This window comes from Ruegeria sp. AI3, from assembly GCF_056541245.1.
Genome location: NZ_JBQFYA010000013.1, coordinates 126923 through 140690, shown reverse-complemented (window position 1 = coordinate 140690; position 13768 = coordinate 126923). Strand labels below are relative to the sequence as shown.

The 13768-nt window shown below is 57.9% G+C and carries 11 protein-coding genes; 4 read left to right on the top strand and 7 right to left on the bottom strand.

Translation table 11 applies throughout. The features are described from left to right. Window position 1: 1 nt before the first annotated feature. From ACRZ95_RS18600 to ACRZ95_RS18590, 3 genes are all read right to left on the bottom strand, one after another. Window positions 2-988: a branched-chain amino acid ABC transporter permease gene (locus ACRZ95_RS18600; RefSeq protein ID WP_170462900.1), complete on the bottom strand. Its 987-nt coding sequence runs from the start codon at window positions 986-988 to the stop codon at window positions 2-4. 29 nt (window positions 989-1017) lie between these two features. Then, window positions 1018-1836: an ABC transporter ATP-binding protein gene (locus ACRZ95_RS18595; protein WP_170380262.1), complete on the bottom strand. Its 819-nt coding sequence runs from the start codon at window positions 1834-1836 to the stop codon at window positions 1018-1020. Window positions 1837-1915: 79 nt separating this feature from the next. Next, the gene (locus ACRZ95_RS18590; RefSeq protein WP_170680843.1) at window positions 1916-3859 is read right to left on the bottom strand and encodes an AMP-binding protein; all 1944 of its coding nucleotides are present in this window, start codon (window positions 3857-3859) and stop codon (window positions 1916-1918) included. Window positions 3860-4247: 388 nt separating this feature from the next. Between ACRZ95_RS18590 and ACRZ95_RS18585 the strand changes: the two genes are divergently transcribed. After that, on the top strand, window positions 4248-4658 hold the full coding sequence (locus tag ACRZ95_RS18585; RefSeq protein WP_170680770.1) for a nuclear transport factor 2 family protein: 411 nt from the start codon (window positions 4248-4250) through the stop codon (window positions 4656-4658). Between the two features lie 91 nt (window positions 4659-4749). On the opposite strand, the gene mutT is transcribed toward ACRZ95_RS18585, so the two are convergent. From mutT to ACRZ95_RS18570, 3 genes are read right to left on the bottom strand one after another with little or no spacing between them, the layout of a single operon-like run. Beyond that, the gene (mutT, locus tag ACRZ95_RS18580) at window positions 4750-5148 is read right to left on the bottom strand and encodes an 8-oxo-dGTP diphosphatase MutT (protein ID WP_170334201.1); all 399 of its coding nucleotides are present in this window, start codon (window positions 5146-5148) and stop codon (window positions 4750-4752) included. Then, window positions 5145-6371: a bifunctional glutamate N-acetyltransferase/amino-acid acetyltransferase ArgJ gene (argJ, locus tag ACRZ95_RS18575; protein ID WP_170680767.1), complete on the bottom strand. Its 1227-nt coding sequence runs from the start codon at window positions 6369-6371 to the stop codon at window positions 5145-5147. Before argJ ends, mutT begins: the two co-directional genes overlap by 4 nt. 5 nt (window positions 6372-6376) lie before the next feature. Beyond that, window positions 6377-7225: a peptidylprolyl isomerase gene (locus tag ACRZ95_RS18570; RefSeq protein WP_170680764.1), complete on the bottom strand. Its 849-nt coding sequence runs from the start codon at window positions 7223-7225 to the stop codon at window positions 6377-6379. Between the two features lie 176 nt (window positions 7226-7401). On the opposite strand from ACRZ95_RS18570, the gene secA reads away from it, so the two are divergent. The 3 genes from secA to ACRZ95_RS18555 all read left to right on the top strand — a co-directional run bounded on the left by secA (window position 7402) and on the right by ACRZ95_RS18555 (window position 12709). Beyond that, window positions 7402-10119: a preprotein translocase subunit SecA gene (gene secA / locus ACRZ95_RS18565; protein ID WP_170680761.1), complete on the top strand. Its 2718-nt coding sequence runs from the start codon at window positions 7402-7404 to the stop codon at window positions 10117-10119. A 100-nt stretch (window positions 10120-10219) separates the two neighbouring features. Next, window positions 10220-11128: a hypothetical protein gene (locus tag ACRZ95_RS18560; RefSeq protein WP_170680758.1), complete on the top strand. Its 909-nt coding sequence runs from the start codon at window positions 10220-10222 to the stop codon at window positions 11126-11128. 24 nt (window positions 11129-11152) lie between these two features. Then, a complete protein-coding gene (locus ACRZ95_RS18555) occupies window positions 11153-12709 on the top strand; it encodes a phosphate ABC transporter substrate-binding/OmpA family protein (RefSeq protein WP_170680755.1) in 1557 nt (518 codons plus the stop codon). A 278-nt stretch (window positions 12710-12987) separates the two neighbouring features. On the opposite strand, the gene radC is transcribed toward ACRZ95_RS18555, so the two are convergent. Next, window positions 12988-13743, bottom strand: a complete 756-nt coding sequence (radC, locus tag ACRZ95_RS18550; protein ID WP_170680752.1) for a RadC family protein — start codon at window positions 13741-13743, stop codon at window positions 12988-12990. Window positions 13744-13768 lie beyond the last annotated feature (25 nt).

The following is a 13768-nucleotide window of genomic DNA, read 5'->3' as shown; positions in this document are numbered from 1 at the left end:
GCTAAACCCTCTCGATGATCTTCTCGCCGAACAGGCCCTGAGGTCGGAACACGAGGAAGATCAGCGCCAGCACGTAGGCAAACCAGTTCTCAGTCGCGCCGCCCAGCGCAGGTCCTAAGGCGAATTCGAACAGCTTCTCGCCCACGCCGATGATCAGCCCGCCGACGATGGCTCCGGGGATCGAGGTGAAGCCGCCCAGCATCAATACCGGCAAAGCCTTGAGCGCGATCAGCGACAGCGAGAACTGAACGCCCGATTTGGTGCCCCACATGATCCCTGCGACCAGAGCGACGAACCCTGCGACCGACCAGACCATGACCCAAATGAAGTTCAGTGAGATGCCAACTGACAGCGCTGCCTGATGGTCATCTGCAACAGCGCGCATCGCCCGGCCCTGTTTGGTGTACTGGCTGAATGCGACCAGAGCTGCCACCAGAAGCGCCGCGATGATCGTCGCCACGATGTCCAGATTGTCGATGAAGAAGCCGTAGTCGAAGATGTTGTAGGTCGTTTCATCAATCCACAGGTTGATGCCTTGCGGCAGACCTACGTCAAGCGTCTTGATCTCAGACCCCCACATCAGGTCGGCCACGCCCTCAAGGAAGTAAGCCAGACCAATGGTGGCCATGAACAGAATGATCGGCTCTTGTCCGACTAGATGGCGCATGACGAAGCGCTGCACCGCCCAGGCCAGCAATACCATCACCGCCATGGTCAAAAGGATCGCCAAGAGCGCAGGCACGTTCCAGCCAAAGTAGTGGATATGCGTCCCGAAAATCGCATTGATCAGATGGGCAAACGGCACCTGCCCCTTCATGATCCCAACCAGCGTCATCGCCGCAAAAAGCGCCATAACCCCTTGGGCATAATTGAAAATCCCCGAGGCCTTGTAGATCAGCACAAAGCCCAGCGCGACCAGCGCATAAAGCACCCCGGCCATCAGACCGTTGAGGATGACCTCCATCGCAAATACGAGTTGTTCAGGCATAGGTGCCCCCCCAATTTACTAATCCGATGTCAGTCATGGCTGACCCCCAGATAGGCGTCGATGACCTCTTGGTTGTTGCGCACCTCGTCGGGCGTGCCGTCGCCAATTTTCTTGCCGTAATCCATCACGACGACCCGATCGCTTAGATCCATCACCACGCCCATGTCGTGTTCGATCAGAGCGATGGTGGTGCCAAATTCATCATTCACATCGAGGATGAAGCGGCTCATATCCTCTTTCTCTTCGACGTTCATGCCCGCCATGGGTTCATCCAACAGCAGCAGCTTCGGCTCCGCCGCCAGAGCACGCGCAAGCTCCACCCGCTTCTTCAACCCGTAGGGCAGGCGTGACACAGGCGTCTTGCGGATGTGCTGGATCTCGAGGAAGTCAATGATCCTCTCAACCGCCTCACGATTTTCGGTCTCTTCCGCTTCGGCCTTCCCCTTCCACCAAGCCTGCTGAAGGATATTGGTCTTCATAAAGCTCAGGCGTCCGGTCATGACGTTGTCCAGGACGCTCATGCCTTCGAACAGGGCAATGTTCTGGAAGGTCCGCGCAATCCCCTGCTGTGCCACCTCAAACGGCCGCATCGGAGGGCGCTTGGAGCCGTGGAACCAAACCTCCCCCTCCTGCGGGACATAAAACCCCGAGATCACATTCAGCATCGAGGACTTGCCCGCCCCATTCGGCCCGATAATGGCGCGGATTTCGCCCTCGCGAATATCAAACGAGATATCCTTGATCGCCACCACGCCGCCAAATCGCAGGGTGATGTTTTTCATCTCCATCACCACGCCGCCGATCTTGCGGCCGTCTTCGGTGACATATCCTTCGGAATTATCCAGCATCAGTCTCTCCCAGACTTACGCAAAAACGGGACGGCGGGCGGGGCGATGACCGCAGGTCGAGCGGCGCTCGAACGGCCCATCATTCCGCCGCAACCTTGTGATGCGCGACCGACACAACCGGCGCATCAACGATCTCAAGCGTCGCAGAAATCGACCCCTTGCGCCCATCCTCATAGGTCACTTCGGTCGTCGTTGAAACGCTCGAGGACCCGTCATAAAGCGCGGCGATAATGTCGTGGAACTTGTCCTCGACAAAACCGCGCCGTACCTTGCGGGTCCGGGTCATCTCGCCATCATCGGCATCCAGTTCCTTATGCAGAACCACAAAGCGATGCACCTGACAGCCCGACAGCATCTCATCCGCAGCGACCGATTTGTTAACCTCTTCCACGTGGGCCTTAATCGTCTCTAACACACGCGGATGTCCCGCCAGTTCCTGGTAGGACGCGTAAGCCACGTTGTTGCGCTCGGCCCAGTTTCCGACCGCCGTCAGGTCGATATTGATGAAGGCCACGCAGCGATCCTTGCCGTTCCCGAACAGAACGACCTCAAGAATATCGGGATAGAATTTCAGCTTGTTCTCGACATACTTCGGGGCGAACATCGACCCGTCAGCCATTTTGCCCACATCCTTGGCGCGGTCGATGATCCGCAAGTGGCCCGAGCTTTCCTCGATGAACCCCGCGTCCCCGGTCGCAACCCAACCCTCAGCATCCTTGGTCGAGGCCGTCGAGTCCGGGTTGTTGTAGTATTCGACAAACACACCGGGTGAGCGGTAGTGGATCTCGCCCGTATCGTCGATTTTCAATTCGACCGCAGGGGCTGGAACGCCGACCGTATCCGCCCGCACCTCTCCGTCCGGCTGTTGGGTGATAAAGACAGTCGCTTCGGTCTGACCATAAAGCTGCTTCAGGTTGATGCCCAAAGAGCGGTAGAAATCAAAGATTTCCGGCCCGATGGCCTCACCCGCCGTATAGCCGACGCGGAACCGGCCATAGCCGAGCGTATCCTTCAACGGGCCGTAAACCAGCATATTGCCCAGCGCGTATTTCAGCTTGTCGCCAAAGCCCACCGGCTTGCCGTCCAGCAACAGACCACCGACCTTCTTGGCATGTGCCATGAAATGATGGAACATATTGCGCTTCAGCTTGCCCGCATCCTCCATCCGGATCATCACATTGGTCAGCTGCGTTTCAAAAACGCGCGGCGGGGCAAAGAAATAGGTCGGTCCGATCTCGCGCAGGTCCGTCATCATCGTGTCGGCGCTCTCGGGGCAGTTCACACAGAAGCCGCACCAATAGGCCTGACCGATCGAGAAGATGAAATCGCCCACCCAGGCCATCGGCAGGTAAGACAGAATGTCTTCGTTCCGGGTCAGATGATCGAACTCGGCCGAGTTCTTTGCACTTTCAATGACATTCCGGTTCGACAGCACCACACCCTTGGGCTTGCCTGTTGTCCCTGAGGTATACAGCATCACGCAGGTATCGTCATAGGTGATCGCCGCGATACGCTTGTCCAGCTCGGTATCGAACCGCGCGTGCCCAGCGCTGCCCTCGGCCATAATGTCCTCAAGCGCGTTCATCTGCGAGTGGTCATACTTCCGCATCCCGCGCTTGTCGGTATAGAGGATGTGTTTGACCTGATGCAGATTTTCCTGAATCTCGATGACCTTGTCGACCTGTTCCTGATCACCGCAGACGACAAAATTCGCACCGCAATGCTCCAGCACATAGGCCATCTCTTCGGCGACCGAGTCCTGATACAGAGGCACCGGAACCGCGCCCACCATCTGCGCCGCGACCATTGACCAATAATGCGCCGGACGGTTGCGACCAATGACGGCGATGTGGTCGCCCTTCTCGACGCCCAACTCCAGAAACCCAAGCGCGATGGCGCGGATTTCCTTGGCGGCCTCCGCCCAGGTCCAGCATTGCCAGATCCCGAATTCCTTTTCCCGATAAGCCGGGGTATCCCCGAACTCTGTCGCATTGCGATGTAGCAGCGCCGGAAGGGACTGCATCCCTTCAGCGCCCGACTGCGTCTGAGCCAATCTCTTTCTCCTCCCCACCCGACCCCTCCCCGGGCCGGAAATGGCGGGTCCGGGATGGTGCCCGAACGCCAATGCCCCGATTAGGAGCATAGGTACAATCAGCGTCAAGTTTTGCCTGATGTTTTCTCAATTCTTACGAATTGTAACAGGGTCAGGCGGACTCGTTTCGCACGATCGAACATGCGCTCTAAAGTTCAGCGCAATCGAATATCTGCACACATTTGAGCCTACGTCATTCCAGCTCGGCCTTGCAGGTTTATCCTGGGTAGTTTTGAGATACGCACGTTTCAGCGTACTCTGATTGGTGTTGAGTGACTGAGTGGCCAATTCAGTTGGCCGTTGTTTAAGGGGGAAACCAATGTCCATTCAAAAAACTGCACGAGAGTTCTTTGAGGCATGCGAAACCGGCAAAGGCTGGGACGGCTGTAAGGACTTCTGTCACGACGGGGCCACGTTTTCAGCGCAAGCCGATGCTCTGGTCGATGTGACGACACTAGAAGGTTACGCCGACTGGATGAAGGGGCTGCTAACTCCGATTCCAGATGGGCACTATGAGCTAAAATCTTTCTCGACTGACGATGACCGTGGAATCGTGAATGCATTTGCTGTTTTCCACGGAACCCATTCAGTAGATGGTCCGGTTCCGGCCACCGGCAAAACAATCGCGGCCGACTACGTTTACGCGATTGAATTCGATGGCGACAAAATTCGGCATATGACGAAAATCTGGAACGATGCGCATTCCTTGAAGCAGCTTGGCTGGGCTTAACATTCGAAGATAGGAAACCCTGCGAAAAATCCCGCTGGGTTTCTTTTCTATTCTTTCATTTGGAGACCTTAACTCTGGTTTTGCCAGACGTTCACAACCAATCCCGCAGTATCGGAATCAGCGGTACATCCGCGGCAGGCATCGGGTAATTGCGCAGATCATTCGCCCGCACCCATTTCAGCGCCTGACCCTCTTTGGACTGCGGGATGCCTTCCCATTTGCGGCAGGCAAACAGTGGCATGAGCAAGTGGAAATCGTCGTAGCTGTGGCTTGCAAAGGTCAGCGGCGCGAGGCAGGAGGCCCAAGTGTCAATACCAAGTTCCTCGTGTAATTCGCGGATCAGGGCGGCTTCGGGGGTTTCGCCGGGTTCGATCTTGCCGCCGGGGAATTCCCACAGACCAGCCATGGATTTGCCCTCGGGACGTTGGGCCAGCAAGACGCGGCCCTCGATGTCGATCAGAGCCACAGCAGACACTAATACTGTCTTCATGAACGATAATCCGCGTTGATCTCGATATAGCCGTGGGTCAAGTCGCAGGTCCAAACGGTGGACTGGCCCTCGCCCAACCCAAGATCGACTGCGATCACAAGGTCTTGGCCTTGCATGTAGGCGGCCGCGTCTTCCTCGCGATAATCAGGGCTGACCCAGCCTTTTTCAGCGACCAGAATATCGCCGAAGAAAATGCTCAGCAGGTCGCGATCTGCAGCGGCTCCGGATTTGCCGATTGCCATGACAACGCGGCCCCAGTTTGGGTCCTCACCTGCAATCGCAGTTTTCACCAGAGGGGAGTTCGCAATCGCCAACCCATGCACCTTGGCATCTGCATCCGAGGCGGCTCCGGTCACGCGGATTTCCACGAATTTCGTTGCCCCTTCGCCGTCGCGCACAACTTGCTGCGCAAGGTCCAGCATGACGTTTTCTAAAGCCTCAGCGAAGGCCGCGTTCCCCGTAGCATCGACGCCTGACGCACCGGTTGCGCACAGCAACAGGCTGTCTGAGGTCGAGGTATCGCTATCGACGGTGATGCAATTGAAAGTCCGGTCTGTCTGCGCGCCCAGCATGGATTGCAGCGCCGATTGGTCAACCACAGCGTCAGTGAAGATGTAGACAAGCATCGTCGCCATGTCTGGCGCGATCATGCCCGATCCCTTGGCAATCCCCGCAATAGAGACTGTTTTGCCGTCAATCTCGACCTGAGCCGACGCCCCTTTCGGGAAGGTATCGGTGGTCATGATGGCCCGCGCCGCGTCCTCGATCACGTGACGACTGAGACCGGATTTCAACGCCTCAAGCTGCGAGACAATGCGATCATGCGGCAGCGGTTCACCGATCACGCCGGTGGATGAGGTGAAGACCCTCTCAACCGCAACGCCGGTCGCCTTGGCAACCGCTTGCGTCACCTCGGCGACCGAGTTTTGGCCGTAGTGGCCGGTGAAGGCGTTGGCATTGCCCGAGTTCACCAAAATCGCCGCTGGCCCATCGCTGGAACCACCGATCTTGTCCTGACAGTCCAGCACCGGAGCGGCGCGGGTGGCCGAGCGCGTAAACACCCCTGCTACGGACGTGCCGGGATCGAGCACCGCCAACATGACGTCGGTCCGGCCTTTGTAGCGCACCCCTGCCTCGACGGTTGCAAAACGCACTCCGTCAATCGCTGGCAGGTCGGGGAAACCGGCAGGGGCCAGTGGCGAGGTTTTGGTGATCGTGGCCACGGGGGTTACTCCTGAATCAGGTCCAGCTGGCGGATAACTTCAGGACCCACCCCTTCAAGCGCGGTGCGTTCGATCTGAGCCTGTTGGGTCAACTCATCAATACGGGCCTGAATAGCCTCTTGCTGAATGGTCTGGGCCAGTTCATCGCGCACGGCCTCAAGCGCGGGGGCTTCGGATTTGCGCTTGTCGTTCAGGATCACCAGATGCCAGCCGAACTGCGTTTGTACCGGGTCTGAAACTTGACCTTTTTCAAGGCCCAGCACGGCGTTTTCAAATTCGGGCACCATCTGACCCTTGCCGAACCAGCCCAGCGCACCGCCATTGGGGCCGGACGGCCCGGTCGAATGCTCGCGCGCCATCTCGGCAAAGTCGGCGCCGTCATCAAGTTGCGACTTGAGCGCTTTGGCCTCGTCCTCGGACTCAACCAGAATATGGCTGGCATCGAACTCGTCTTCACCTTCAAATTCGGCAAACTGCGCGTCATAGGCCGCTTGTACTGCCTCATCCGTCACAACATCGTTGGTCAGGGCGTTCACAGTCTGCACCGCCAGCAATGAGCGCGTCTCATTGTCCAGCGTCAGCGCGTTTTGCTGGGTCAGCTCTTCCTGCTGTTGGCCCAGCAATTGCTGCTGGATCAGTTGCTCAAGCACGAAGTCATACAGCACATCGTCCTCGATCTGCTGATATTGTTGCGGCAATGCTGCGACGGTGGCGACAACGTGACCCAATGTTATCTCGTCCCCGTTGACCGTAGCCAGAACGGTACCTGCATCGGGCTTGGTTTCGGCGGCCAGCGGCAGCGCCATCACGGCGGTCAAAGCCAGCGATGGCAGAAAAGTGAGGCCTTTGGGCATGGAATCATCCTATTTCTTTGCCGCGACAGGGCGCAGCGTTGACACTTCAGAACCTGCCGCTTACATCGCTTTGAAGCCTTGGACAGGGCCGCCTTTCACCCCCCGTATCTATGGGTTGCGCGCAAGGTGGGCAAGCCTGTCGCAACCAAGACAAGAACAGATCCGCTGGAGTGAACATGCTGGGACTCGGAACGCTCGCCAAAAAGGTGTTCGGAACACCGAACGACCGCAAGATCAAGGCGACCCGCCCCCTGATCGAAAAGATCAACGCGCTGGAGCCCGAGTTCGAAAAACTCTCTGACGAGGGTCTGATCGAAAAGACCGCCGAACTGCGCAAACGTGCGCTGGATGGCGAGAGCCTGGATGACCTGCTGCCCGAAGCCTTCGCTAACGTGCGCGAAGGTGCCAAACGTGCACTGGGTCTGCGGGCCTTTGATGTACAGTTGATGGGTGGCACCTTCCTTCATCAGGGCAATATCTCGGAGATGAAGACGGGTGAGGGTAAGACGCTGGTTGCCACTTTCCCCGCCTATCTGAACGCCCTGACCGGCAAGGGCGTTCATGTCGTCACCGTTAACGAATACCTGGCCAAACGGGATGCTGAATGGATGGGCAAAGTCTTTGCCGCGTTGGGTATGACCACCGGTGTGATCTGGTCGGGCCAACAAGATGCCGAGAAGAAAGCCGCTTATGCCTGTGACGTGACCTACGCCACCAACAATGAGCTTGGCTTCGACTATCTGCGCGACAACATGAAGGCCGATATGGCCGATATCTATCAGAAATACCACAATTTCGCGATTGTGGATGAAGTCGACTCGATCCTGATTGATGAGGCGCGGACGCCACTGATCATCTCGGGTCCGGCGCAGGACCGTTCGGACCTGTACACAGCGATTGATGCGCTGATCCCGAGCCTGAGTGATGATCACTACTCGCTGGACGAAAAATCCCGCAACGTGACCTTCACCGATGAGGGCAACGAGTTTCTGGAACAACAACTGATCGCCGCGGGCCTGATCCCCGAGGATCATTCTCTATATGATCCCGAAAGCACCACCGTGGTGCATCACGTCAATCAGGGTCTGCGTGCGCATAAACTGTTCCAGCGAGACAAGGACTATATCGTGCGTGACGGCAACGTGGTGCTGATCGACGAATTCACTGGCCGTATGATGCCGGGCCGTCGCCTGTCGGAAGGTCTGCACCAAGCGATCGAGGCGAAAGAAAACGTCCAGATTCAGCCTGAGAACGTGACTCTGGCCAGCGTGACCTTCCAGAACTATTTCCGCCTCTATGACAAGCTGGGCGGCATGACCGGGACAGCGCTGACCGAAGCCGAAGAATTCCAGGAAATCTACGGTCTGGGTGTGGTCGAAGTCCCCACCAACCGTCCGATTGCGCGTCTCGACGAAGACGATCAGGTTTATCGTACCGCGATGGAGAAATACGGCGCGATTATCTCTGAAGCGAAGAAGGCCCAGGAAAAGGGTCAACCGGTTCTGATCGGCACCACCTCGATCGAGAAATCCGAAGTCCTCAGCCAGATGCTGACCAAGGAAAAGATCGAACACAACGTTCTGAACGCCCGCCAGCATGAACAAGAGGCCCAAATCGTGGCCGATGCGGGCCGCTACGGTGCGGTTACCATCGCCACCAACATGGCCGGTCGTGGTACTGACATTCAACTGGGCGGCAATGTGGAAATGAAGGTTTTGCAGGCCCTAGCCGAAAACCCCGAGGCCGACCCAGCCGAGCTACGCGCCGCGGAAGAGGCCAAGCACGCCGAGGAAAAACAAAAGGTTCTGGATGCGGGCGGGCTTTATGTGATGGCCTCGGAACGCCATGAAAGCCGCCGCATCGACAACCAGCTGCGCGGTCGCTCGGGCCGTCAGGGCGATCCCGGTCGCACGGTATTCTACCTGAGCCTCGAAGACGATCTGATGCGCATCTTCGGCTCGGAACGTCTGGACAAGGTGTTGACCACACTGGGCATGAAAGAGGGCGAAGCCATCGTTCACCCCTGGGTCAACAAATCGCTGGAACGCGCGCAATCCAAGGTCGAAGGCCGCAACTTTGACATGCGCAAGAACGTTCTGAAATTCGACGACGTGATGAACGATCAGCGTAAGGTGATCTTCAGCCAGCGGCGCGAGATCATGTCAGCCGACGACCTGTCCGAGATCGTCTCGGACATGCGCGAGCAGGTGATCGACGATCTGATCGACGAATATATGCCGCCAAAATCCTATGCAGATCAGTGGGATACCGATGGGCTGCATGAGGCAATCAAAGAAAAGCTGACCATCGATGCCCCGGTTCAGGACTGGGCCGCCGAAGAAGGCGTAGATGACGAACAGGTGCGTGAGCGTCTGGTTAAGGCCGCCGATGAGATGATGGCGCAAAAGGCTGTGGCCTTCGGCCCCGAAAACATGCGCAACATCGAAAAACAGGTTCTGCTGCAGACTATCGACGGCAAATGGCGCGAGCACCTGCTGACGCTGGAACATCTGCGCTCGGTCGTTGGATTCCGGGGCTACGCCCAGCGCGATCCGCTGAACGAGTATAAGAACGAAAGCTTCCAGCTGTTCGAAGGCATGCTGGACAGTCTGCGCGAAACCGTAACTCAGCAATTGTCGCGCGTGCGCCCGCTGACCGAAGAAGAACAGCGCGAGATGCTGGCGCAGATGGCGGCCCAGCAAGCGCAAGCTCAGCAGGCCGTTGATCAGGCTGCTGGCGCTGCCGAGGCCAAGGCCGAGGCCGTCGCGTCGGGCGATGCACTGCCCGGCTTTGACGAGAATGATCCGTCGACCTGGGGTAATCCTTCGCGCAACGATCAATGCCCCTGTGGTTCGGGCAAGAAGTTCAAACACTGCCACGGCCGATTGACCTGACGTCAACAAATACCAGTCACAATCGCTCCGCTTCGCGGCCACAAATTGGCCGCGATTTTTAACGAGAGTGCGACTCGCTCCTTCAACTGGGGAGGGTGTTTTGTTCGTAGTCAGAAATTACGTGACCATGTGCGGCACGGTCGCTTGTGCCCTGGGTATTGGTTACCTGATGCAATATGGTGCGCCTGCGCAACCGAATGGCGCGCAGGAACCCATCGCCGTGGCTTCTGTCGCGGATCAGGCCTCGGTTATTGCCGGGCTTGAGCGTATCGTGCAGACCTCTTCCTCTGACGAGACCCCCTCTCAACCGATTGAGCGTCCTGCGCCGAAGGCCGCGCAAAAGCACACCAATTGCAGCATCAGCGCGCGTGCCACCGCCCAAATGGGTGCCAATGCACGGCTGCGGATCAAGGCACCCTGCCGCAGCAACGAACGTGTTGAGATTCACCACAGCGGTCTGACGCTGACACAGCAAACCGACGAAAACGGTGCCTTGGATCTGACCATTCCGGCCCTGTCCGAATACGCCATTTTCCTGATCTCATTTGAGGATCAGACCGGCACGGTCGCCACCACTCACATCATGGACATTGACCAATTCGACCGGGTCGCATTGCAATGGCAAGGTCAGACCGATCTGCAAATCCACGCCTTGGAGTTCGGCGCAAGCTATGGAGAGCCGGGGCATATCTCGGCCAATAGCGCATCGCAGGGCGCGGGTTCCGTGGTCCATCTGGGAAGTGCGGGCTTCCATGATTCACAGAATATCCAGATTTACTCTTTCCCGGCTGCGCGTTCGGAACAGTCCGGCTCGGTCGCTTTGACGGTTGAAACCGAAGTGACTGAGGCCAATTGTGGCCGCGATCTGAACGTCCAGTCGCTGGAACTGCGCAGTGATCGCCGGCTGCGGTCGCGCGATCTGATCCTGACGATGCCGATGTGTACCGAAGTCGGTGAGTTTCTGGTGTTGAATAATCTGTTCCAAGACCTGACAATCGCGGCAAATTAAACCGCAGGCAGGCTCGACCTTCTCATGACACTTTTTCGTGCGGCGCTGGCCGTACTTTTTTCTGTTTCGCTGGCTGTTTCAGCCGCAGCGCAGGATATTGTTCTGACATCGCATGATGGCAAGATCGAAGTCTCCGGCACTCTGCTGGGCTTTGACGGTGAATTCTACCGGGTCGACACCCAATTCGGTGAGCTGACAGTCGATGGCTCTGGCGTCACATGCGACGGCCCGGCCTGCCCCAGCCTGACCGATTTCGTGGCCGAGGTCCGGTTCTCGGGATCATCCGTCATGGCCGAGACGGTCCTGCCTGCCCTGATCATCGGCTTCGCCCGACAAGAAGGTCTGACAGCAACCCCATCGCGCGTGGATGAACGCAGCTTTGCCTATGAGCTGCGCCAGCCAGACCGCACGGCCCCTCTCGCCCGCCTGTTCTTTCGCGTTGGAACGACGGATCAGGGGTTTGCCGACCTGATGGACAACGACGCTGATATCGTGATGGCGCAACGCGAAATCCGGGATGAGGAACGCGACGCTGCCGAGGCCGCAGGTCTGGGCGATCTGACCCATCCCCGCCGCGCGCGGATTGTGGCTCTGGATGCGATCGTGCCGGTGGTCGCGCCAGAGAACACCGTTCAACAGATCTCACCTGCGGATCTGGTCCGTGTTCTGTCGGGCGAGATCACCAACTGGACAGATCTGGAAGGGCCGAACGCTCAGATTGCCCTTCACATGCCGGACGCCGGGTCAGGCTTGTCCCAAGATGTCGAGGATCAGCTGCTGCGCCCCGCGCAGGCTGAGCTGTCCGAAAGCGCTCTCCGCCACAAGCGCAATCGCGATCTTATTCAAGCAGTGGCCAACGACCCTTTCGCGATCGGCATCACGACGCAGGCGGCCTCGGGCCCTACCCGCGCGCTGCCTTTGGCAGGAGGCTGCGGGCATGCGCTTGCGGCGACCCGCCAGTCGATCAAGACCGAGGACTACCCGCTGACTTCTCCGATGTTCCTCTACCTGCCGCAACGCCGCCTGCCTCGGATCGCGCGCCAGTTTCTGGCTTATACCCGCTTAGCCGACGCGCAGATGGCGATACGGCAGGCCGGGTATGTGGATCAGGCGACCGAGAACCTGCCGATTGGGCTACAAGGGGACCGGCTCGCCAATGCCATCGTTTCCGGTGGGGCCGAGGTCGGGCTGGAAGAGCTTCAACACATGGTCGAAACTTTGCGGCCATTGTCTAGATTGTCGATCTCTTTCCGGTTCGAGCCGGGAAGCTCTCGCCCAGATGCACAATCGCGGTCCAACATTCTGCAATTGGCGCAGGCGCTTGAATCCGGCAGTTTGACCCCTCGCAAGCTTGTATTCGCTGGATTCAGTGACGGGGATGGAGGCGCAAGCGCCAATGCCCGGATCGCTCATCGCAGGGCACAAACGGTGCGCAATGCTGTTCTGGCCGCCGTTGAAACCGAAATCCCCGACAGTATTGAGATCACAACCGAAGGTTTCGGAGAAGCGATGCCGATGGCCTGCGATGACACTGAGTGGGGCCGAAAAACAAACCGCCGGGTTGAGGTTTGGGTGAACTAGAGAGTGACGAAGTCGGACAGAAACTCGGACGAAACCGCCTCTGCAAGCAATGAGGGTTCCGCCAGCCGCGCGGAGACCATGTATGATCTCTAGATACGCGACGCTCTTTCCGGTGAGACGCAACACTATGCACAAACCCCGTGACGCATTTGGATAAAGGCAAAATGGACGAAAGCGAAAAGCTGTCCTCATCAAAATGAATCGGCCAAATTGGAACTCTCAACCCAGACAACAATTTCAGTCGTTTGGGCAATCAGCTGACAACACAACTCTTCCCGTCACAAATACCCCTCGGATCGAAAGCTCAGCTCGGTTGATTTTCCGATAATCAGATGATCGTGCAGCGTCAGCCCCAAGGCCGCGCAGGCATCCTGAATGCGGTTGGTCATGTCGATATCCGATTGCGACGGCGTGGGGTCGCCGGAGGGATGGTTATGCACCAAAATCAGGGCCGAGGCATTCAGCTCCAGCGCCCGCTTCGCAACCTCGCGCGGGTAGACCGGAACATGATCAACGGTGCCCTTCGCCTGCTCTTCATCCGCGATCATCACGTTCTTGCGGTCAAGATAGAACACGCGAAACTGCTCGATCTCTCTATGCGCCATCGTTGTGTGGCAATAGTCCAGCAAAGCATCCCAGCCGGAGATCACGTGGCGCTGCATCACCCGCGCGCGGGCCATGCGATGGGCGCAGGCCTCCAGGATTTTCAGATCGGTGATGACGGTTTCGCCAACGCCTTTGATTTGGCGCAACCGCTCCTCTGGCGCGGTCAATACGCGGTTGAAGTCCCCGAACGTATCCATCAGCAGCCGGGCCAGAGGTTTCACATCCTGACGCGGGATGGATCGGAACAACACCAGTTCCAGCAACTCATAATCCGGCATAGCGCCTGAGCCGCCAGACATGAACCGTTCGCGCAACCGCTTGCGATGGTCTTTGATGTAGGAGGGTAACCGATCCGTCGGCAGCGGCTGCGCTGGCGCTTCGTCCGTATCGAAAAGCATTGGGGCTTCGGCAAAGGCGTCCTGTGTCATAGGCCTTACCTTGGCGCAGAATCGG

Bases quoted from the DNA above. Each gene is read 5' to 3' on its own strand.
- ACRZ95_RS18600 (WP_170462900.1), bottom strand. From the start codon at position 988: ATGCCTGAACAACTCGTATTTGCGATGGAGGTCATCCTCAACGGTCTG.
- ACRZ95_RS18595 (WP_170380262.1), bottom strand. From the start codon at position 1,836: ATGCTGGATAATTCCGAAGGATATGTCACCGAAGACGGCCGCAAGATC.
- ACRZ95_RS18590 (WP_170680843.1), bottom strand. From the start codon at position 3,859: ATGCAGTCCCTTCCGGCGCTGCTACATCGCAATGCGACAGAGTTCGGG.
- ACRZ95_RS18585 (WP_170680770.1), top strand. From the start codon at position 4,248: ATGTCCATTCAAAAAACTGCACGAGAGTTCTTTGAGGCATGCGAAACC.
- mutT (WP_170334201.1), bottom strand. From the start codon at position 5,148: ATGAAGACAGTATTAGTGTCTGCTGTGGCTCTGATCGACATCGAGGGC.
- ACRZ95_RS18570 (WP_170680764.1), bottom strand. From the start codon at position 7,225: ATGCCCAAAGGCCTCACTTTTCTGCCATCGCTGGCTTTGACCGCCGTG.
- secA (WP_170680761.1), top strand. From the start codon at position 7,402: ATGCTGGGACTCGGAACGCTCGCCAAAAAGGTGTTCGGAACACCGAAC.
- ACRZ95_RS18555 (WP_170680755.1), top strand. From the start codon at position 11,153: ATGACACTTTTTCGTGCGGCGCTGGCCGTACTTTTTTCTGTTTCGCTG.
- radC (WP_170680752.1), bottom strand. From the start codon at position 13,743: ATGACACAGGACGCCTTTGCCGAAGCCCCAATGCTTTTCGATACGGAC.